The sequence below is a fragment of the Mesorhizobium sp. C432A genome (assembly GCF_030323145.1).
Taxonomy (GTDB): Bacteria; Pseudomonadota; Alphaproteobacteria; order Rhizobiales; family Rhizobiaceae; genus Mesorhizobium.
This window is the reverse complement of record NZ_CP100470.1, coordinates 4,633,569-4,654,383: the sequence shown is the minus strand read 5'-3', so window position 1 is coordinate 4,654,383 and position 20,815 is coordinate 4,633,569. Positions and strand designations below refer to the sequence as shown.

General features: G+C 60.7%; 21 protein-coding genes and 2 pseudogenes. 15 read left to right on the top strand and 8 right to left on the bottom strand.

Going from position 1 to position 20,815, the window contains the following annotated elements:
* Nucleotides 1-73: 73 nt before the first annotated feature.
* The 4 genes and pseudogenes from NLY33_RS22785 to ligD form a co-directional block, all read left to right on the top strand.
* Nucleotides 74-322 (top strand): annotated as a pseudogene (locus NLY33_RS22785) (hypothetical protein); the annotation flags it as partial.
* A 36-nt stretch (nt 323-358) separates the two neighbouring features.
* Entirely contained in the window at nt 359-853 is a 495-nt protein-coding gene (locus tag NLY33_RS22780; protein ID WP_023705658.1) for a YidB family protein, read from the top strand.
* 55 nt (nt 854-908) lie between these two features.
* Nucleotides 909-1,268 (top strand): DUF4112 domain-containing protein, encoded by a 360-nt coding sequence (locus NLY33_RS22775; protein WP_032891802.1) that lies wholly within the window; start codon nt 909-911, stop codon nt 1,266-1,268.
* Between the two features lie 96 nt (nt 1,269-1,364).
* The gene (gene ligD, locus NLY33_RS22770) at nt 1,365-3,134 is read left to right on the top strand and encodes a DNA ligase D (RefSeq protein ID WP_023705656.1); all 1,770 of its coding nucleotides are present in this window, start codon (nt 1,365-1,367) and stop codon (nt 3,132-3,134) included.
* A gap of 54 nt (nt 3,135-3,188) precedes the next feature.
* On the opposite strand, the pseudogene NLY33_RS22765 reads toward ligD, so the two are convergent.
* From NLY33_RS22765 to NLY33_RS22745, 5 genes and pseudogenes are all read right to left on the bottom strand, one after another.
* Nucleotides 3,189-3,338: pseudogene (locus tag NLY33_RS22765) on the bottom strand (DUF3606 domain-containing protein); the annotation flags it as partial.
* Nucleotides 3,339-3,916: 578 nt separating this feature from the next.
* Complete coding sequence (locus NLY33_RS22760) at nt 3,917-4,954, bottom strand: sensor histidine kinase (protein WP_023746308.1); 1,038 nt, start codon at nt 4,952-4,954, stop codon at nt 3,917-3,919.
* On the bottom strand, nt 4,954-6,441 hold the full coding sequence (locus NLY33_RS22755) for an ATPase domain-containing protein (RefSeq protein WP_023705654.1): 1,488 nt from the start codon (nt 6,439-6,441) through the stop codon (nt 4,954-4,956). The genes NLY33_RS22760 and NLY33_RS22755 overlap by 1 nt, the downstream gene beginning before the upstream one ends.
* A gap of 170 nt (nt 6,442-6,611) precedes the next feature.
* On the bottom strand, nt 6,612-6,815 hold the full coding sequence (locus NLY33_RS22750) for a CsbD family protein (protein ID WP_023682266.1): 204 nt from the start codon (nt 6,813-6,815) through the stop codon (nt 6,612-6,614).
* Between the two features lie 273 nt (nt 6,816-7,088).
* Nucleotides 7,089-7,703, bottom strand: coding sequence for a CGNR zinc finger domain-containing protein (locus NLY33_RS22745; RefSeq protein ID WP_031198225.1), 615 nt, complete (start codon nt 7,701-7,703; stop codon nt 7,089-7,091).
* A gap of 138 nt (nt 7,704-7,841) precedes the next feature.
* On the opposite strand from NLY33_RS22745, the gene NLY33_RS22740 reads away from it, so the two are divergent.
* From NLY33_RS22740 to NLY33_RS22730, 3 genes are all read left to right on the top strand, one after another.
* A complete protein-coding gene (locus NLY33_RS22740) occupies nt 7,842-8,000 on the top strand; it encodes an EamA family transporter (protein WP_198020364.1) in 159 nt (52 codons plus the stop codon).
* 101 nt (nt 8,001-8,101) lie between these two features.
* Complete coding sequence (locus NLY33_RS22735; RefSeq protein WP_050587706.1) at nt 8,102-8,623, top strand: DMT family transporter; 522 nt, start codon at nt 8,102-8,104, stop codon at nt 8,621-8,623.
* Nucleotides 8,620-8,799, top strand: a complete 180-nt coding sequence (locus tag NLY33_RS22730) for a hypothetical protein (RefSeq protein ID WP_050587705.1) — start codon at nt 8,620-8,622, stop codon at nt 8,797-8,799. The genes NLY33_RS22735 and NLY33_RS22730 overlap by 4 nt, the downstream gene beginning before the upstream one ends.
* Before the next feature lie 224 nt (nt 8,800-9,023).
* Here NLY33_RS22730 and NLY33_RS22725 read toward each other — a convergent pair whose 3' ends face one another.
* Nucleotides 9,024-9,335, bottom strand: coding sequence for a hypothetical protein (locus tag NLY33_RS22725; protein WP_023705651.1), 312 nt, complete (start codon nt 9,333-9,335; stop codon nt 9,024-9,026).
* A 353-nt stretch (nt 9,336-9,688) separates the two neighbouring features.
* Between NLY33_RS22725 and NLY33_RS22720 the strand changes: the two genes are divergently transcribed.
* Nucleotides 9,689-9,934, top strand: coding sequence for a hypothetical protein (locus NLY33_RS22720; protein ID WP_156932624.1), 246 nt, complete (start codon nt 9,689-9,691; stop codon nt 9,932-9,934).
* Between the two features lie 431 nt (nt 9,935-10,365).
* Here NLY33_RS22720 and NLY33_RS22715 read toward each other — a convergent pair whose 3' ends face one another.
* Nucleotides 10,366-11,256, bottom strand: coding sequence for an adenylate/guanylate cyclase domain-containing protein (locus NLY33_RS22715; RefSeq protein WP_023705650.1), 891 nt, complete (start codon nt 11,254-11,256; stop codon nt 10,366-10,368).
* Between the two features lie 419 nt (nt 11,257-11,675).
* On the bottom strand, nt 11,676-12,704 hold the full coding sequence (locus NLY33_RS22710; protein WP_023669472.1) for a LacI family DNA-binding transcriptional regulator: 1,029 nt from the start codon (nt 12,702-12,704) through the stop codon (nt 11,676-11,678).
* A gap of 355 nt (nt 12,705-13,059) precedes the next feature.
* On the opposite strand from NLY33_RS22710, the gene NLY33_RS22705 reads away from it, so the two are divergent.
* The 7 genes from NLY33_RS22705 (at nt 13,060) to NLY33_RS22675 (ending at nt 20,793) form a co-directional block, all read left to right on the top strand.
* Entirely contained in the window at nt 13,060-14,673 is a 1,614-nt protein-coding gene (locus tag NLY33_RS22705) for an extracellular solute-binding protein (protein WP_023705649.1), read from the top strand.
* Nucleotides 14,674-14,754: 81 nt separating this feature from the next.
* On the top strand, nt 14,755-15,615 hold the full coding sequence (locus NLY33_RS22700; protein WP_023705648.1) for a carbohydrate ABC transporter permease: 861 nt from the start codon (nt 14,755-14,757) through the stop codon (nt 15,613-15,615).
* Nucleotides 15,612-16,568, top strand: a complete 957-nt coding sequence (locus NLY33_RS22695; RefSeq protein WP_023708924.1) for a carbohydrate ABC transporter permease — start codon at nt 15,612-15,614, stop codon at nt 16,566-16,568. Before NLY33_RS22700 ends, NLY33_RS22695 begins: the two co-directional genes overlap by 4 nt.
* Entirely contained in the window at nt 16,565-17,656 is a 1,092-nt protein-coding gene (locus tag NLY33_RS22690; protein ID WP_023705646.1) for an ABC transporter ATP-binding protein, read from the top strand. The genes NLY33_RS22695 and NLY33_RS22690 overlap by 4 nt, the downstream gene beginning before the upstream one ends.
* 1 nt (nt 17,657) lies before the next feature.
* Nucleotides 17,658-18,719: an ABC transporter ATP-binding protein gene (locus NLY33_RS22685; RefSeq protein ID WP_023705645.1), complete on the top strand. Its 1,062-nt coding sequence runs from the start codon at nt 17,658-17,660 to the stop codon at nt 18,717-18,719.
* 35 nt (nt 18,720-18,754) lie between these two features.
* Nucleotides 18,755-19,852, top strand: a complete 1,098-nt coding sequence (locus NLY33_RS22680; protein WP_286439036.1) for a Gfo/Idh/MocA family protein — start codon at nt 18,755-18,757, stop codon at nt 19,850-19,852.
* A 26-nt stretch (nt 19,853-19,878) separates the two neighbouring features.
* A complete protein-coding gene (locus NLY33_RS22675) occupies nt 19,879-20,793 on the top strand; it encodes a sugar phosphate isomerase/epimerase family protein (RefSeq protein ID WP_023707408.1) in 915 nt (304 codons plus the stop codon).
* Nucleotides 20,794-20,815 lie beyond the last annotated feature (22 nt).

Here is a 20,815-nt window from a genome sequence, read left to right as displayed (position 1 = left end):
CCATCTCGCTTATACGTTGTACTATCGCGACGGCGACCAGGCTCGCTAGGTTCCGCCTGCCGAGACGCCAAGTTTTGAGGCCGCTCGCGCCGAAGCGATCCGTTGCGGAATCGGCCTGTTGGCTGATCTGGGCGATGACGATATGACCGGATGGTTAGTGCGCATGCGCGATCAGGCAGGCAACGAGCTTTGCACGATCAACGTCTGCGAGGCCGAAGCTGCACCGCAAACGGAAACAAGCCGGTTAGGCAGCACCGCTCACGTCTGTGTCGATACGCCAGCCCTTATTCAATTAGATCGTCGCCAGTCGGAACTTTTGTGATGTTGAGCCCTTGTCCATTGAACAGTGGAGGTACCAATGGCTAACCTGGGAAAATTGGCGATCGCGATGCTCGGCGTCTTGGCATACCAAAATCGCGACAAGATCGGCGACATGATCCGTGGAGCGGGTGATCGCAACCCAAATGATCCGCAAGGCGGGATTCTGGATCAGCTTTCAAAAGGCGTTTCGGGGGCCGCGCTTGGCGATATTCTCGACCGGTTCAGAGGGGCAGGCGCCGGATCGAAGGTCGATTCGTGGGTAGGCACCGGGCCGAACGAGCCGATCCAGCCAAGCGAGGTGGAAGCAGCCATAGACGAAGACACCCTGACTTCCCTCTCGATGCAGACCGGCCTTTCGCGCGAGGAGCTCATAAGCCGGATCACGCGAGATTTGCCTGAGGCCGTCAGCAAAATGACGCCTACTGGTGAATTGCCCGTTGAGGCGCCGAAAAGCTCCGGTGAGACGACCTTGCTCGACGACGTGCCATCGCACAGGACGCAAGCGAATTCAGGCGGTCAAAGCGATATCTAAGGTGACGGCTATCCATCAGGGAGAGATACTAAATCGTACTGGCGCGCGAGTTGGCATGATCGGGCAGGGCGGTCACGGTGGTGATACAGCAAACGTACTTGCCGAGTTGGATCTATTGGCCGCGCTACTCGATTCCCGCTGGCGCATTCCAGGCACATCAATTCGTTTTGGACTGGATGCGCTCGTAGGTCTGGTCCCCGTACTCGGAGATGCGGCGACGGGCATTGTCTCGGCCTACATCGTCTTGCGAGCTCGAAACGTCGGTGCCGGAAATGGCTTGGTCGCTCGCATGCTAGGCAACGTGCTGCTGGATACGCTCGTAGGAAGTGTCCCAATTCTCGGCTCGATCTTCGACGTCTATTTTAAGGCGAACAATCGCAACGTCACTCTGCTGCGCCGTCACATCAACAAGTGAGGCGGATAACCAATCGTCGCGATGCAATTCTTCTAAAAGGCTCGGAACCGACAGGGGCGCTGGGGCTTGAGTCGCGATTCCTGGAGTCGCGAGCATATGACCAGTGCCATTGACCGGCTTTCGTTCATCGAGTTCCAATCGCCCACACTGGTCGAGAAAGCTCCCGAAGGCGGAGATTGGCTTCACGAGATCAAATATGACGGCTACAGGACGCAGCTGGTCGTTGAAGGCGGAAAGGCGCGAGCATTCACGCGTCGCGGCTACGATTGGTCCCACCGTTACAAGGGGATTGTTCAGGCCGCGGCAAGCCTGCCGGTCAAATCCGCTATCATCGATGGTGAAGCTGTCGTCCTGGGCGACACCGGCCTGCCGGACTATCAAGCCCTGGAACGGGAGCTGGGCAACCCAAGTTCGCTACGGATGACTCTCTACGCTTTCGACCTCCTGTACCTCGATGGCCGTGATCTACGGGAACAACCGTTAGTGAAGCGCAAGGCTGCGCTGAAGAAGCTGCTGACCGAAACCGAGCCAACCCTGACTTATGCCGAGCATCTGGAGGTGAACGGCAAGGATATGTTCGACCATGCCTGCCGGATGGGCATAGAGGGAATCGTATCGAAGCGAGCGGATGCTCACTACCGCTCGGGCGTCCAGACCAGTTGGGTCAAGGTCAAATGTGTCAAGAGCGACACTTTTCCAATCGTGGCTTTCGTCGAGAAACTTGGCGCGCAGCCGCGCCGCATCGCATCGTTGTACATCGGCAGGCGAGAGGGCGACCGGCTGCTTTATGCCGGGAAGGCCCAGACCGGCTATACGCTGGACGCAGCCCGGCGCGTTAGGGAGCGGCTTGATCCGCTTGTTGTCGCCAAGTCACCGCTGTCGGAGCCGATCAAAAAGCCCAAGGCGACATGGGTCAAACCAGACGTTCTCGCCGAGGTGCAATTCAGTGGCGTGTCGGACCGGGGCATCTTGCGTGAGGCGGTCTTCAAGGGACTCCGCGAGGACCTTCAGGCAATCCCGCCCAAGCCTCCATCGCCGTCCAAGCGGAGGTCGGATGGCCAACACGGCGTCCCGCGCGAGAACATTCTCCAACTGCTACCCGATGCGGTTGCACCTTCCAAGGAAGAGCTGGCAGACTATTGGCGGCGGGTCGCTGATCAAGCTCTAGTTCATCTGGTTCGGCGACCGCTGAAGCTGGTCCGCCACGCCTCCGGCGCAACCTTCTATCACAAGGGACCGCTACCTCGGATACCGGCGTCCGTGCACCAGCTCCGCGTTCAAAAGCGCGAAGGCGGCGAAGGCATTCGGGTATGGATAGATGACATGGATGGTCTGCTTGGCTTGGTCGAGATGGATGCCGTTGAGCTTCATCTTTGGAACGCGACGATTGACGACATCGAACATGCGGACCGGCTCGTCCTCGACCTCGATCCCGGAGAAGGCGTGCCATGGGACGCTGTGATCGAGGCCACGCTGGCGCTACGGGGCATCTTGGAAGCGGCAGGCTTGGAGAGCTGGCCAAAGGTCACTGGCGGCAAAGGCATCCACTTGATGGCCCCACTCGTTGCGAAGATGAACCATGACAGCGCCCGGAAACTGGCCAAGTCGCTCGCCCACCGTCTGGTTGATACCGATCCTGACCGATACCTGTTGTCAGCTGACCCCGCCGCCCGAGGAGGCCGGATCTTTCTCGACTATCTCCGCAACGGACGGGGCAATACCGCAATAGGCGCTTTTTCCCCGCGAGCGCGGCTCGGCTTCCCAATTGCCCACCCGGTCACATGGAAGCAAGTCGAGGCGGGCATCCGGCCAGACGTTTTCACGCTCGCGCAGCCATTCAGACCCGCTCGTCGAAAAGCCGCGTGATGCGTCGCGACCATCAGCCGATATCAGCCCGTTTCTTGCCTCGCGTTCGAGCCTCTTCCGGTCGTTGCCGTGTTCTCTGATTAGCTCGCGGACCTGTTCTGGCGTGATACGATGCTGTTTGGCGAAATAGCGAACCTCATAATCTTCATCGACTGATACACGGTTGCGATCTCGAAAATCACGCTTGCTCTTATCGTCTGCCATTATCTTTCCTCCTGATCAGAGAAACAACGACCGACGTTGTATGTTCCCGGCGCCTCACTTCGGCCGCCAGAGGTGCGGGCTGTCCGACCGGACTGGGGCCGCAGGCATTGCGAAGGTGATCTGGCGAAAGTTGGTTGGCCAAAGGCGAGGGTGATTTCGTTTGCTGTTCGGGATAGCTGACCGTCGATCGAGCCTGCCTGCGGGCCTCTTGTTTTTTTACGACGCCAGTCGGAACCCCGACGGGTCGCAGATGATTCAGATGCGCATCCGGCTATCAACGAGGATCGTGAGCAAAATGGCGGGGGTGACCACGAAGGCGACAAAACTGCGCTCCGGGAGCCCAAAGTTTCGTCTAGGACGCATGACCCGGGTCACAGCGCCGCGGCACGATTTCGACTTCATCACCAAGGTCGGCCGCATAGACCACGCCGGAGCTCTCGCAATGTTGCAGAGGCACATGGGAGATATAGAGGCGGTCTTTTTCGGAACTGATGTTTTGGCTAAAGCGCTAGACCAGCCTGCCGAGTGACGCTCAGTTAATCCCTATCGCGGCGCCCAGCCTGCCTTTCCGTTGCCGCTCAGTAAGCCGGCACAAGGCGCGTGTTTCGCAACGGCAAGGCCATGGTGAACTGCAAGCCGTCACGATGGTAGTTCAATTCGATCTTGGCGTTGCATTGCACGGTCACGACTTTTTCCAGGAGTGTCGTGCCAAACCCGCGGCGACTGGGCTGCTCGACTTTCGGCCCATCTCGTTCCCGCCAGTCAAGATTGACGATCTGTGTATCGCCGGACCCGCCTAACGACCAGCGGACATCAAGGCGGCCGCCCGTTTGCGAAAGCGCGCCAAACTTCGACGAATTGGAGGCCAGTTCGTGGAAAGCCATCCCGACAGGGACCGCAATGTCGGCGACTAGCGCTACGTTCGGGCCTTCCATAACGATACGCGGCCTGTCGCGCGTCTCATAGTGGTCAAGCTCGCTTTCGAGCAGCTTGTGCAGGGAGGCAGTCTGCCAATAATCGTCGGTAAGCATCGAATGGGTCTGGGCCAGGGAAACGAGCCTGGCTGAAAAATCGCGTACGAAATCATCGACGTTGCCGCTCGACTTGGCCGTCGCGCCCATCATGGCGCGAACGTTGGCCAGCGTGTTCTTGACGCGGTGATGCAGCTCGCGGATGAGCAATTTCTGCCGATCGGCGACCTCCCGCTTCTGTTCGATGTAGGACTGGACCTCGCGCTGGCGGGCGCGGGCACGCAAGGCGGAGCGCACCGAGTTGGCGAGGCTCGAAGCCAGAAATGGCCGTTCAAGCACGATCAGATAGCGGTCCAGAAATGCCATCCGCGTGTCGACTTCGTTCCCCCGCATCGTCAGAAGCACGATCGGAAAATCCGACCATGCGGGTTGGGCTTCAAGCCAGGCCGCAAACTGCGTTCGATCGGAACTGAGCAGGGCCTCCTCGGCCACGACAAGGCACTGAGCCTCGTCGAGAAGCGGCACTGCCTCTTCCAAGCTGCCGCACACACGCGAGGCAATCTGGTTTGTAGCCAGGATGGAGGCCGCGATCCTCGCGTCACGGCCAAGCGGCGCCAGCACGAGAACGGCGGGGCTGGACGACATCACAGCGCCTTATCCCTCAGAAGGTCTGTCGGCTTGCCTTCAAATTCCGGAGATCCCATCAGGATGCCGCGGAATTGTTCCAGTGGCTCACCTACGGCCACGCCGTTACCGCCGATTTTAAACTCACGAATCGTCTCTTCGTGGGGGCCGACACGTTTCTTGACAACGGAAATCGCGCGTCTCAACTGACCTGCGTTCTCGAAGAAGCGCAGAAGCATGATGGAATCGCAGAGATAGGTCATATCGACCGGCGCTGCCGTTTGCCCAAACAGCCCGTGATTGGCCAACAGCAGGATCGTCGCCACTGCCTTCTGATTGAGATAGGTGAGGATCTCGTGCATCTGAAGCACCAGATGCTGTTCTTCGGACATGGCATTGAGATAGCCGGTTAGGCTGTCGATCACGACGATCCGCACATTGGATTCTTCGACGGCCGCTTGGATGCGCGAAGATAATTCGCCTGGTGAAAGCTCAGCCGGATTGACAGATTCAAGCATCAGCGTGCCGTCCTCGGCAAACGGCTCCAGGTGCATGCCGAGCCCGGCGGCGCGCGCCAAGAAGATGCGCTTTGTCTCGTCAAACAAAAGCACCAGCACACGCTCGCCACGCTCGAGTGCGGCATAGCAATAGGTGCAGGCAATGGTAGACTTGCCAACGCCAGACGGCCCCATCAGCATCGTGCTGGTACCACGGGCCAGCCCGCCGCCAAGCAGGGTGTCGATCCGGTTGTTGCTCATGGCCGGCGTATCATGCTCGGCCACCTCATGCTCGGCTGCAACGAGCCGCGGATAGGCGACAACGCCGCCTGGGCGAATTACGAAATCGTGAAAGCCGCCCCGGATCTGCACGCCGCGCATTTTGATCACGCGTAGCCGCCGACGCTCTCCACCATAGACGGGCGACAGCTGCTCCATCCGAATGACGCCGTGACTGATCGAATGCAAATTGAGGTCATCCTGCTCAGCCGTCAGGTCGTCGAGCATAAGCACCGTCACATTGTTGAGCATGAAGAAGCTCTTCAATGCCAACACCTGGCGCCGATACCGCAATGACCCTTGCGATAAAAGTCGAATTTCAGAGAGCGAATCGAACACCACGCGATCGGGTCTGACGCGTCCGATCTCGGCCATGGCAGACTGCACGGTTTCGCCGAGTTCCAATTCCGAGGAATGGATCAAGGTCTGTAGCTGCGCCGGATCGAAACTGAGCTCCGGCGGCACAAGTTCAAGAATTTGCACCCCCTTCAGGTCCCAGCCGTGACGGCCAGCAACCGAGAGCAGTTCGCGCTTGCTTTCTGACAAAGTGATGTAAAGGCATGTCTCGCCTTTCTTGGCGCCCTCGATCAAAAACTGGAGGCCAAGAGTGGTTTTTCCAGAACCTGGTTTCCCTTCGATAAGATGGGAGCGGTTCCTGGCGTAGCCGCCACGAAGAATGTAGTCGAGCCCACTAACTCCAGTTGCGATCGCTGAGGCGTCGTCTCTGTCCAACTAATCCCCCAATGTAATTTCGAGAACCAGATAACGACGGGCACCTTTGGCGGTTCCACGTCTCTCGGTGAGCGCTATTGTCGTGAGACGAAAAGGCGACAGGAAGCGCGGCAAAAAAGGGCGCCGTACCTCTCGGAGCCCTTTTTCAAGTTCAGTTTGGAACCGGCGACCTACCAGCCTTGCCGGCCATACCAGTCATCGATGTCGCGCTGAGCGCGGTCCTTCTCAATGCCGTAGCGCTCCTGAATCTTGCCTTCCAACTGATCGCGGTTGCCGGCAATACGGTCCAGATCATCGTCTGTGAGTTTGCCCCACTGTTCCTTGACCTTGCCCTTTACCTGCTTCCAATTGCCTTCGACACGGTTCCAGTCCATGGCACCTATCCTTGTTTGTTTCGGACTGAGAAAAACGCCGTAACGCTACCGGAGTTCCCGTCAAGTTTGAGCAGATCGACCGATCGAAGCGTGGCGAGGTAGGCGGCCCCGAAGCAACCCGCTCTGGAACGCGATGATGGCTTGCCGCGCCGGCTGTGTTCTCCACAGTCTTGGCCACAGTCGCTCGCGAGACCAGCTTCGTTGGACAAACAGCGACAGGGATAGCGTGAAGCCAACTATGCTGCGTTGGTCATCCAAGCCTGGCGTCAGATACTAATTCTTGCTGTTGGGAGCCATGTTCCCTGCGGCTTTTGCCCTGAAGCGCCTTACCCGGCTGCGTGTGCCGCAGCTCTCATCCGAGCACCACCGCCTGCGCCCGCCACGCGAGGTGTCAATGAAAAGCCAACCGCAGTTCGGCCCGGTGCACTCGCGCACGCGGCGGCGGTCATTCCTGGACACCAAAAACTCGGCTGTCTCAAAGGCCACGCGGTGGCCGATCGTGTTCAGACTGGCTGCGTCGGTCCACTGCCAAGCGAGGCGGTCGCCGGACGGGAAAAGCGAGCGCTTCGGCAGGGCTAGGGCGACTGCATCGCGCACGATTTGCAAGGCATCGTCCGGCACCCGGGCGCCTGCCGCCTCGGCCTGGAGAGCCGCGTAAACGGCCTCGCGCAAAATCTTGGCCTTTTCCAATGCCGCCTCCGCAAGGAGCGGGCGGGCGGAAGCCTCCGCGAGCAGTGCTCGCGCCTCATCGACGTCGATCAAATCGGCACGTCCAGCCCAGACGACCAGGTCGGCATAGGTCTGCAAGAGGTCTGGGCCCCATACATCGCGTCGCGCGTCGACCGTGTTGACGAAGTCCAGGCAGGCGTGACCGCCAACCATGCGCATGTCGACGATAGTCTTCGCACAATCCATCCGCGGAAACATCGGTTGGCGGAACCGTATTGGCAAGAGGCCGTTGTAACGAAATAAACGTCTTTTGGCCGTTACGACGAACCAACAAACGCCCAGCGAAGGCTGCTTCCGATGAACCGCAACACAGCGACATTTTTGGATTTATGTGTGATCTGGGGCACCACGTGGATCGGTATCAAGGCAGGGATCGCCACCGTGCCGCCTCTGATGTTCGCAGGCACGCGTTTTACAGTAGCCGGCTTGCTGATCCTCAGTGCGACGCGCGCCTAAGGGGCGCTGCTCTACCACGGGTGGCGAAAAGGAGTTGGCCGCGCCTTTTCGTTGTTACGTTGTTTATGATTCCGCTTTGCTATGGCCCACTCTTTTGGGGCATGCTCTACACGCGAGGCGCCGATTTCGTGCAGGAGCTGGATAAAGAGTGTGTAGCCATCGATACGGGCACCGCGGCTGTTCTTGAGCTTTCGCTGACCCCCGTCACGCTGCTTGGGTTTGCGTTGCTTCTGGGGGACGAACGCTATGACGGCCGCAGGCTCTTTGCGATTTTGCTCGGTGCGGCCGGTCTGTGCGTCCTGTTCGGGCCCGAAGCCTATGCTGGTTGGACACACGCAGACCAGCAGGGCAGGGGGCTACGGCTGCTGGCGATGACAGCGGTGGCGTCGGCAGCTGTAATCTATGCATGGGGTTCGGTGCTCGCGCGGCCGCTTCTTGAGGTATATTCATCGGACTTCATCGCCGGCTTCACCACCCTTTTCGGGGGCGCATTCCTAATTCTCATCTCACTCGTTGTGGAGCCAGGCGCGGCCGCGGCTCTGAAAGGCGATTGGGGCTGGCCGGCCTGGGTCGGGTGGCTGTTCCTCGTGCTGTTTGGTTCGTTCATAGGGTCTCACCCGTGATTGCCGTCGTGCTTGGCATCATCACCTACGGCGAGGAGGTTAGCCTGATCGACATCATCGGCATGGCTATCATGCTCTTCGCAGCGTTTCTTGCGCTACGCGAGCGCAAACAGGAAACATCATCCGCTTCCCCGCCGTTGATTCCACGCTCCGCGCGGGCCGATGGCAGACTATGAAAGACGGCGCGCGCATCCAGCCGCCAATCAGCCTTGAGATGGAAAAGCACAAGGTTCGCGTCTATGCGAAAAGAGGGCTTTCCCGGCAGCGTATCCCGCCTACCACCGGCGGCGAGGAAAGCTCCAGCTCATATGACAACACTAGTCGGCGAGGGATTTTGCCGAGTTGCTGTCAAGATTGCAGGCGGGATTGATGGAAAAATCGCGAGGCTGCAATCAGCGACCTATTCGTTCCGATCGCGATGCAGGCTATCCGCCAACGCGTCGACAAAGTGACAGCCGCATCGCTTCAGTTCCGCCACCTGAACGCCGAGACGGAATGCCTGACCATCGGCATAAGAACGTGCATAGCTTTCTGCTTCGAACGGAAACGTCAGGGTGCTGCCGTAGGCGGTGATGCGGACCGTCCACTTCTTGTCGCGAACGAGTTCGACTGAATTGTCGGGCGACGTCATGATTTCCTCCGGCACCAGCAAGGCGAAGGCACGGATAACGTCGCAAAGGTCGTTTGAATGCAAACAATCCGACACGCTCATGTCGCTTGTTCTATACGCCCAGACTTTCTCTCGATTAGAGCAGCGCCACGGCTGCAATGTTGGTGGCGCTAAGTCCCCTAGCTGCCAAGACCTTTCCCATCGCGTCGGTCCCCTTGCGGCGTCACGCAGCGACCTTTCTGAACCCAATCGCCGAGATCGTCAGCCCGCAGTGTCATCGAGAGAATAGCCGGCAAGCCGCACGGTGCGAATGGCAACTCTGCGACGACTGCTTCAACAACTTTCGCGACTGGCTCATGTGAACGTCGACCACCTGGGCGCTCGCACTGGCTTTCTGCGACCAGCCAGCTGCGATGAATTCATCACGGCTGATCACCTTTCAGGATTCTCGAGCCATGTGGCGCAGCAACTTGAACTCGATCGGCCCAAGAGGAATTTTCCCCGGTGCTGCAAACACGGTGGCATCGAGCTCCATCTCGACGTCGCGATATGTCAGTGGTCTGCGCTTCTGCGCCAATTTCGTGACGGTAGCCCAATCGCGAGCCTTCGCAGGTGGTCGAGGAGCTATTGCGGCGCAATGGTCTGATGAAGCGTTCGTCGACCCCGGGCTGCAACAGCCTGTGCTGACCTTCAGCACCTAGGGATATCAAGGCGACACAGGGCAGGGAATTGGTCCGGGCATCCCGCTTCAGCCGGCCGCTCCCGTCGCCAACTCATTGTCTGGCCGACAGTCCAGCACAATTCCCACGCACCGGCCTTTTCGCGGCAAGACCTATCGCGTCACCGATCGAGCGGGCCAGCTTGCTGCCGAAGCCATCCACCTGCAGAATGTCGCCTAGGAGCAGGTAGAACTCCGCATCCTGCGAGGGAGATGCACCGGCCGCGGCTCCGTCGAACTCAGCGAGGGAACGGAAGTCAGCTCTTCGCAGCCCAACTTCGAGAGCAGACGTTCCTGGATTGGCCTTGGCACATTTATGAACGGTCGATTCCAATGGCTGTCAAAGAATACAGCGCGACATTGAGGGCGCCAGCGAACCAGCTCGAAACCGGTCGAGCTAGTAGCCGGGCCGGGTCAATCCGAGACAATTTCGTAGTGAAGAAGCTGGGCTTCGTCGAGTGCCGACTTCACTCCAGGCGAGATGACGCCGGAGCCGAAGAGGACAATATCTTCACGGCGTACGAATACTTCATGGCCGAGTCCCATGGAAACAAATGTGCCCGAAGAGCTTCGTTCGAGAAGCCGAGCTCTGCCATTCAATATGGTGAAGGCGGCGTGGCGCCTCGATACCCAGGGCCGCTCGACGATGATATCGCATTCCGCCGATCTGCCGATTGTCACGGATTCGCCGTTTCGACAGGATCGCAGCTGATCTCTGTAGCGGATGACCAGATGAATCTGCCGCGGCAGGACCGAGCGTCTATCTGTAGTGGCGCCATGGCTGGTGATCTGCGTACCGGGGGCCCCATCGTCGCTCCACAGGGTATAGACATCGAAGAACTCTTGCTTCCCTTTCAAGGCCATTTTGTCGAGGAGCCGCAGGCCCTTGCGGCTTCTCGGGGAAAGGGCTTCGCAGAAGCTCTGGCTGATCAGCACCTCTCCGGGGTTCGCCGTGGTGGACAACCTTGCGGTGACATTGACAACGTCACCGAATATCGCGCCCCGCGCGCGAATGACCGCCCCGAAATGCAATCCGATACGGGCGCTCAACGGCCCTTTAGTCAGTTGATGGGTAATTTGGCAGACGGCCCTCAGCGCCATTTCCGGGCTCTCGAAGAGGCTGAGTATGTCATCGCCTTTCGAGTAAATGAAATCACCACGGTGCTTGGCGACAATCTCGCGCATTGTGTCCAGGCAATCAGAGACCTGCTGTAGAGCGGCATCGTCTCCGATCCGCTCATAGAGCGGCGTGCTGCCCACGACATCAGCTAAGAGGACTGCGGCAAGAAGCGTCTCCTGATCCATCGATCTCGTGTCCGACCCGAAAACTCAGCGTGCGTGTATAACACACGAGGTCGCCTGCAACATATCTGCTCGAGCGCCTTTGATCGGGGCGATGCTTCAGGTGATCGTGGCGGACGGACGGGCGTATGCCATTCGTCGGCTTCGTGCCGGCGACATCCAGAACCGTCTTCGCCCCAATCGTTCGCGACCTCGGTGCTATGAGTGGACTTGGTCTTTTTAGGTTCGGAAAGGCTGACCGAGTTGCAACGGGCGACGGCCTTCTCATGCACCATCAACCACGACCCGATCTCGTCCCTCCGACTTCGCACGGAATAGTGCCAGATCGGCGGCTTTGACGAGATCATTCGGGCTCTCGTTCGTATTTGTGACCGGTGGCGACGCCAACGCTGTGCTTTGCGATAAGATCACGGATCCATTGATCAGATTTCAGGTATATTCTCTTTGAAGATGACCTGAAGTCGTGGTTGATGCGGTTCATAGTTCAGGTGCCTGACGGAGTGGCTTAAAATGTTGAGCGCTTCCCGCGCCTCGACGCGCGGATTTTGATCTATGACCGCATCGAGCGTCCCATCCAACAAAAGTTCCTTGGTGCCGTCTGTCACCTCGTGGCCGAGAAAGAGAATGTCTTTGGCGCGTCCACGCTCCTTGAGCGCCCGAGCGATGCCGGTGTTGCCGGCGCCGACATTGTAGATCGCGGCAAGATCGGGGTGCCGGTCCAGAAGCGCTGATGCTTCCGAATAAGCCTTCTCTCGGTCATCCAGCATTTCGCGCATCTCGACGATCTTGAGATTGGGCGACTCCTCGGTCAAGATGTGCCGGAATCCCATCTCGCGTTCCTCATGGCCGCGATAGGACAGCGAGCCGGCGAACAGCGCCACCTTGCTTGGGCGTTCCGATCCCATGAAGCGGTTGAGCAGATAGCCGGCCAGCCGCCCCGCGGCGCGGTTGTCGATGCCGATATAGGCCACTCTCGGAACATGCAGGATGTCGGAGGCGATGGTCACCACCTTGACGTCATTGGCTGACAGCGAGCGGATCGCCTCGCGCACCGTTGGATGATCGAGCGCGATCACGCCGACGCCTTGTGTCTGTCCACGCAATTCTTGCAGCAGGCGGGCGAGCCGGTCGGGGTTGAAGCCCTCTATGGTGGCGATGTGGACGTCGAGATCGGGGCGCGCTAGGGCCTGCGCCTCGATGTGTCGATGCAGCATCTTGATGAAGGAATTGGTGCCGGCCGGCAGAGCGAAGTCGAGACGAATGACCTCTCCAGGTGAGGGCCTGGGCGGCGCTCCGTTCGGGCCCTCCGCGATGTAGCCGAGGCGCTGCGCCATTTCGAGCACGATCTCACGCGTGCGCGCCCGCACACCGGGCCTGTTGTTCAGCACGCGGTCGACGGTGGCGGCGGAAACGCCGGCTTCCCGGGCTATGTCAGTCAAGGTGGAACGCACCGTCTTCATCTCCTCAATGCATCAGATCGCACAATGCCGCTAGCCCGTCCGACGGCCACAGCTGCCAGCCATCAGCGATTCTGATGGGAAATGATGTATCGAGCCTTAGCCGATGCGCAAGGAGGTTAGGCTAAATCGCGTCGCCCGGCGTGATAGTCGCGTGCCAGAAAGGCAGATTTCCCATCAAATCGAGGCATTGAGCCCGTGTGTCGACCTTTGCATGACGTATTTTCTCCGCGGTTGCGGTGTTACGATGTATTTTGAGTATTTATGATGTTGACAGCCTTCCGGTGCTGCCGTCAATATCCCTCAATGGGCTCGTGGAGGAAACATCGGCCCTGAGGGAGGAATTCCAATGTCTGATTTGATCCGCATATCGCGACGCGGCTTGTTGGCGTCCGGAGGAAAGGCCGCGGCGTTCGTGGCTGCGGCCGGTATCGCACCGCAATTCATCCGTCCCGGCCGTGCCGTTGCGGCCGACGCGCTGGCGCCAGGCATGGTCGGCGGCCCCACCGGTTTCAAGGGCGCAGAGCGCTATCAATATGGCGCCGACACGCCGGAAGGCCGTGCCGTTGAGGCGGCCAAGGCCTTGAAGGGAGCTGGCAAGGCACCGGCCAAGATCGTGCTTGGCCTGTCGGATGGCTCGATTGGCCAACTCACACAGCCTTTCCCTGCGGGTGCGCCGTCGATCAAGGAGCTGTGGGAAAAGGAGACCGGCATCCAGATCGAGATCGTCGGCCTGCCGAACGGCCAGGAATTCACCAAGACGATGCAGGACATCTCCACCAAGCGTGGGGCCTATGACATCTACTCGACGGAATGGAACCGCCTCGGCGACCTTGCCGAGACCGGCGGCATCGCCAAGCTCGACGACTTCGTCGCCCAGTACAAGCCCGAATGGGACGATCCCAAGACCGGCTATGTCGACGGCGCCAAGGGCGTGTCGCTGCTCAACAAATATCGCGGGTCCAACTATGGCGTGTCGCTGGACGGCGACTTCCAGACCTGGGTCTACCGCACCGACCTGTTCGGCGACGCTGCCGAGCAGAAGGCGTTCAAGGACAAATTCGGCTACGATCTGGCGCCGCCGAAGACCTGGAAGCAGCACAGTGACATCGCGGGCTTCTTCCAGCGGCCCGACAAGGGCCTGTTCGGCTCCACCGACCTGCGCAACCAGGGCTGGGGCTACACCAACTGGTATCAGCGCTATGTCTCGATGGCATCGCCCAACCAGTTCCTGTTCGGCGACGACGGCAAGCCGCTGATCAATTCCGAGCACGGCATTGCCGCCACCAACGAATATGTCGGCTCGCTGGTTCATCACTCGCCGGACGCGATCTCCTGGGGCTGGCCGGAGCAGTATGGAAATTTCGCCAAGGGCGGCGCGGCGATGACCTGCGCCTTCTCGAACCTGCCGAAATTCCTCGACAATGCCGGCAACAAGGATTCTGCCGTCACCGGCAAGATCGGCTCGATGCTGCCGCCCGGCCGCGAAGTCGACGGCAAGCTGATCAGCCGTTCCGTGCTGTGGTTCTCGCTGACCGGCATGGTCTCGTCTCAGTCGAAAAACCAGGAGGTCGCCTACCTCTTGCTGCAGTGGCTGGGCTCCGCCCGCATCTATGCCTGGATGAGCGCCAATCCGGGCGGCTATCTCGATCCGTTCCGGCTCTCGGATTTCTCCGATCCGCTGGTGCGCCAGACCTACCACGCCTACCACATCGACGTGGTGCGCGAGACCGTCGCCCGCACGGTGCCGACGATCAACTATCCCGGCGCCACCGCCTTCCACAACGCATTGGACGAAAACCTGATGGCGTCGCTGACCAAAGCCAAGACAGCGGAACAGGCGATGGCCGACACGGAAGCGGAGTGGAAGAAGATCGCCCGCCGCATCGGCGAGGACAAATTGCTCGAAGCCATCAGGACGAACAAGGAGGCCTGGCCGACTGTTCTCGACCCGATCAGCTGATCCGTCTCCCTGGATCAGCGCTGGAGGGGAAGAGCATCTGTTCCTCCCCGCCGCAGTCAACGCCACCAGCAAAGCAGCCAGATGAAGCGTTCCGTCCCCTTCGAGATATTCCGCTACGCCGCGATCTTCGCGGCGATGGCGGTGACGCTGGTGCCGATCCTGTGGATGGTGTCGATGGCCTTCAAGCCGATCGCCGAATGGTCGGCGACCGGCGCCGACCTGACATGGTGGCCGAAGAACCCGACGCTCGGCAATTTCCAGTTCGTCTTCGGTGAATCCAACAACAATCTGATCGTGGCGCTCGACCGCACCGCGCTGAAGCCGATCCTGTCGTCGCTGCTGTCGGCGGTGTTCGGCACGGCGATCGCGATGTCGGCGGGCACGGCTGCGGCCTACGGGCTGTCGCGTTTCGGCTCGGGCCAGAACCTGCCGCTGGCGCTGATCCAGCTCAGGCTGTTTCCGCCAATGGCGGTGATGATCCCGGTCATGATCATGTGGGCCTTCCTGAACTTCACCGACAGCTGGTTTGGCCTGGCGCTGATCTACGGCATCGTCACCCTGCCATTCGCTTTCTGGCTCATGAAGACCTTCTTCGACGACATGCCGCGCGAGATCGAGGAAGCGGCGCTTGTCGAAGGTTGTTCGCGGCTGCGCGTCTTCACGCGCATCACGCTGCCGATGATGCGCGCACCGCTGGCCAGCGCCGCCCTCTTCGTCTTCATCCTCAACTGGTCGGACTATCTGATCGCGCTGCTGCTGACGACGCGCGAATGGGTGACGATCCCCATCTACATGGCCTCGCTGTCCTCCTCGATGACCGGTCAACTCTATGGCGCCAAGGCCGCGCTCGGTGTTATCGCCGCGGTGCCGCCGGTCATCATGGGCATTGCCATCCAGCGCCATCTGGTGCGCGGGCTGACGTTCGGCGCGCTCAAGCAATGAGCGCGGTGACCGTGACTGTCTCGAAGGACGCAAAGGCCGCGCTTGGCAAGCCCGCGCTGCGGGACGAGGGAGCGCGGCTGGGATTCCGGCTGACGCTGCCGGCGCAGATCCTGGTGCTCTTCATCTCCGTCTTCCCGCTGCTGATGCAGCTCTACATCAGCGTCACCGACTGGTCGCCGCTATCCGGCCTGGGCTGGTGGAACGCATGGGAGATGTGGAACAGCTTCGCCAACTACACCGACCTTGCCGCCGATGCGCGCTTCTGGAGCGCGCTGAGGCGCACGGCCATCGTCATGGTCTTGTGCGTGCCTGTCGAATTCCTGCTTGGCCTGGCATTGGCGACGCTGTTCGCGGACGATTTTCCGGGCAAGCGGATCTTCTATTCGATCCTGCTGATGCCGATGATGGTGGTTCCGGCGGTGGCCGGCTACATGTTCTTCATGCTGTTCCAGTCGGGCGGGCCGCTGAACGACATCCTGTCGGCACTCAGCGGTTCCCGCGTCACCATCGCCTGGCTGTCTGACCCGACGCTGGCGCTGATCGCGGTGATCATCGCCGACATCTGGCAATGGACGCCGCTGATGTTCCTGATCCTGCTTGCCGGCCTGGTCGGCGTGCCGCAGGACCAGATCAAGGCGGCGACCCTGCTCGGCGCCAACCCGTGGCAGCGCTTCGTCACCATCGTGCTGCCGAAGATGAAGACGATCATCATCATCGCGCTGGCGATCCGTGTCATCGAGAACTTCAAGATCTTCGACACGCTCTACATCATGACCGGCGGCGGCCCCGGCGTCGCCACGGAGACGATCTCCGTCTACATCTACAAGGTCACGACGCAGGACCTGATCTGGGGCTATGTGGCGGCGATCGCGCTGGCCATCCTGGTCGTGCTTTCGATCGTTGCGGTATTGGCCATGAAGCGCATGGCGCGCGCAAGGCTGGTGCCGGCATGAGCGCGATCCAGCTGCGCAACCTGGTCAAGACCTTTGGCGAGTTCACGGCGCTGAAGACCATGGACCTCGACATCGCCGATGGCGAGTTCATGGCGCTGCTCGGGCCTTCGGGCTGCGGCAAGTCGACGACGATGAACATGATCGCCGGCATGGAAGAGCCGACCAGCGGCAAGATCCTGTTCGGCGATCGCGACATGGCCGGCGTGCCCATGGGCCGCCGCGGCGTCGGCTTCGTTTTCCAGAACTACGCCATCTTCACCCACATGACGGTGCGCCAGAACCTTGCCTACGGGCCGCGGATGCGCGGTGCGGCGACAGCCGAGATCGACCGCCGCGTCGGCGCCATCGCCGAGCTGCTGCAGTTGACGCCGCTGCTCGACCGCAAGGCCGACCGGCTCTCGGTCAACATCCTGCAGCGGGTGGCAATCGGACGCTCGGCGATCATGGAGCCGGCGATCTTCCTGCTCGACGAGCCGCTGTCCAATGTAGACGCCGCCTTCCGGGCGGTAATGCGGACCGAGCTCAAGCAGCTGCAGCGCCAGTTCAGGCAGACGATGGTCTACGTCACCCATGACCAGCTCGAGGCCATGACCATGGCCGACCGCATTGCCGTCATGGATCACGGCGTGCTGCAGCAGGTGGGAACGCCGCTGGAAGTCTACAACAATCCAGCCAATGTCTTCGTCGCCCGCTTCATCGGCGCTCCGGGCATGAACCTGCTGAAGGGAAGGCCGGCGGAGAGCGACCGGGGCCTGGTGGTCGATCTCGGGCCACTGGGGGTCACGCCGACGCTGCCGGATGCGCTGGCCGCCACCTTGCGCGGATCGCGCTCCGAGGTGCTTTACGGCTTCCGGCCCGAACAGGTGTCGCTGGTGCAGAGCGGGCAGGGCCTCGCCATGCCGGTGAGCTTCGTCGAGCGGATCGGCGCGAGGACCATCGTCCATCTCGGCGATGGCGAGACCGCCGTGAAGGCGGTGTTCGACAATGCTGTCGGACTGTCGATCGGCGAGCTTGCCGTCGTCGCCCCCTTGGCATCGTCCGTGCGTGTCTTCGATGCCCGCAGCGGCATCGCGATGCAGGCAGGTTGACATGGCCGATATCGTCTTTCGCAATGTCAGCAAGCGTTACGGCACGACGCTCGCCGTCGACGACGCCTCGTTCACCGTCAATGACAATGAATTCTTCTGCTTCTTCGGGCCGCCGCTGGCGGGCAAATCGACAATCCTGCGCCTGGTGCTCGGGCTGGAGACGCCTGACGCCGGAGAGATCCTGATCGGCGGCAAACCGGTCAACACCGTCTCTCCGGCCGAGCGCAATGTCGCCATGGTGTTCCAGAACCTGGCGCTGTTCCCGCATATGAGCGCGCGCGACAATGTGCGTTTCCCGCTGGTCGAGCGCAAGGTCGCCGAGGCCCAGATCGAGAAGCGTGTCGCCGATGTGGCCGCCAAGCTGCATATCGGCCACATCCTTCACAAGCCGCCGGCGCAGCTTTCCGGTGGCGAGCGGCAACGCGTGGCCATAGCCCGGGCCCTGGTGCGCGACCCGAACGCCTATCTGATGGACGACCCGATCTCTGCGCTCGATGCGCGGCTGCGCGAGGAAACGCGCGTCGAGCTCAAGCGCATCCAGCGCGAACTCGGCAAGACGCTGATCTACGTCACCCATGACCAGGAAGAGGCGATGTCGATCGCCGACCGCATCGCGATTCTGGAGAATGGGAGGATCCGACAGATCGGCGCCCCGTCCGAGATCTACGACCGCCCGGCGAACACCTATGTGGCGCGACTGCTTGGTTCGCCGATGATGAACATCCTTAAATCCGTTCGCGGCGAAGATGGCGTCGAGGCCGCCGAAGGCACGGTCAGCATCGACGATCGCGCTGCTCCGGCCGACGCGATCGAAATCGGGCTGAGGCCGGAGGACATCAAGGTCCGGCCCTGGGTCGACGGGGGCGCTGGCCGCCCGGCGCGCGTATTCGAGGTCGAGCCACTTGGCGGTTACACGGTGGTAACGCTCGCCGCCGGAGAGGCGCGGCTGAAGGCGCTGCTGCGCGGCCAGCCCGACATCAGGCCGGATGCGGTGGTAGCGATATCCTGCGAGCCGGCCCGGGTGCATTATTTCGGGCAGGACGGAGGCGCGTTGGCGAGATGATCGCGGCTGCGAAAACAGAATTGCGGGAGGAAGACATGGCGAGCGAAGGCTTCGAGCCGGACGTGAAGGTCCGCACGAAAGAATACCGTATCGGCTGCATCGGCGCCGGCATGATCATGGCCGAGTGCCATCTGGCAGCCTATCGCGAAGCGGGGTTCAACGTGATGGCGATCGCCTCGCGGACCCGTCCCAATGCGCAGAAGGTCGCCAAGCGTTGGGACATCCCGACCGTCCACGACACGCCGGAACAACTGATCGAGAATCCCGAGATTGAGATCGTCGACCTTGCCTTTCCGCCCGACCAGCAGCCGGCATTGATCCGCCATGCGCTGAAGCAGCCTCACATCAAAGCGATCCTGGCTCAGAAGCCACTGGCGCTGTCGGTCGATGAAGCCGTGAAGCTGCGCGACGAAACGGCCAGGTCCGGCAAGATCCTCTCGGTGAATCAGAACATGCGCTACGACCAATCGATGCGTGTGCTGAAGCAGATCATCGAGAGCGGCGCGCTGGGCGACATCGTCTTTGCGCAGATCGACATGCATGCGATCCCGCACTGGCAGACCTTCCTTCAGGACTACGACCGGCTGACGCTGGCCAATATGAGCGTGCATCATCTCGACGTGCTGCGCTTCCTGTTCGGCGATCCCTCGGAAATCACCACGCTGACACGCAAGGACCCGCGCACGACATTCGAACATACCGACGGCATCACCGTCTCGACGCTGCGCTTTCCCTCCGGCGTGCTCGCCGTGTCGCTGGAGGATGTCTGGTCCGGCCCACGTCAGGAGGGCTATCTGGACGACCAGCACATCAACTGGCGCGTCGACGGCACCAACGGTGTCGCCAAAGGCACGATCGGCTGGCCGAAAGGCGTGGCCTCGACGCTGACCTATGCCTCGACCGAGACGACGGATGGCAAGTGGGTCAGCCCGAGCTGGGACACGATGTGGTTCCCGCATGCCTTCATCGGCGTGATGGAGCAATTGCAGCATGCGGTGAAGACAGGCGCGCCGCCGGCATTATCGGTGGCCGACAACGTCAAGACCATGGCGCTGGTCGAGGCCGGCTATCGCTCGATGGCGCAAGTCCGCACCGTCAAGCTGTCCGAAATCTCGATAAAATCAGCCAACTGAATCGCTTACAGGGAGGAATTCACATCATGATGCAGGCAGGTATTTTCACGGGCTATTTCCCGTACGGCCTCGAAGAGACGGCAAAGAAGATCCGCGGGCTCGGTTTCAACACGGTGCAGCTCGACCTGCATTTTAGGGATATCGATCTGTCGGCCGGGCAGATCACTGAGGAAAAGGCCAAGCAGGTGCGCGACGTCTTCCGCGACAACAACCTGCCGATCTGCTGCGTGTCGGGCTACACCAACATCATTCATCCCGACAAGGCCGAGCGCGATAAGCGCGTCGGGTATCTCAAGGAAATCATCCGCAATGCGCGCAGCTTCGGCTCGCCCTACGTGATCTCCGAGACCGGTACCTACAACACCGAATCCGACTGGGTGCATCACCCGAAGAACAAGACCGAGGAAGGCTTCGAGGAATGCCGCAAGGTGATCGCCGAGCTTGCCCAGACCGCCTACGACCACGGCGCGGTCTTCCTCCTCGAGACTTACGTCAACAACGTCGTGGGCTCGGTCGAGGAGACGGTGAAGATGTTCGCCCAGGTCGACCATCCCGGCCTCGGCCTGTTGATGGATCCGACCAACTATTTCGAGATCCACAATATCGACAAAATGGACCAGATCCTCAACCAGGTGTTCGACACGCTGACCGACAAGATCCGGATCGCGCATGCCAAGGATGTGAAACGCTCCGGCAGCGACAAGTCGGAAAAGCATGCCGACATCGGCGACGAGGATGCGATGGAGAGCCACACGTTCCGCGGCGTCGGCGAGATCGAGCTGCCGGCGCCCGGGCTGGGATCGCTGAATTACGATCTCTATCTGCAGCGGCTGGCGGAAAAGCACCCAAACATCCCGGTCATCATCGAGCATCTCTCGGAAGACGACGTGCCGCGCGCGAAGAAATTCCTCGACGGGAAGTTCCGCGCCAACGGCCTGTGAGTGCCGGTTGCGCCGCCGGAGC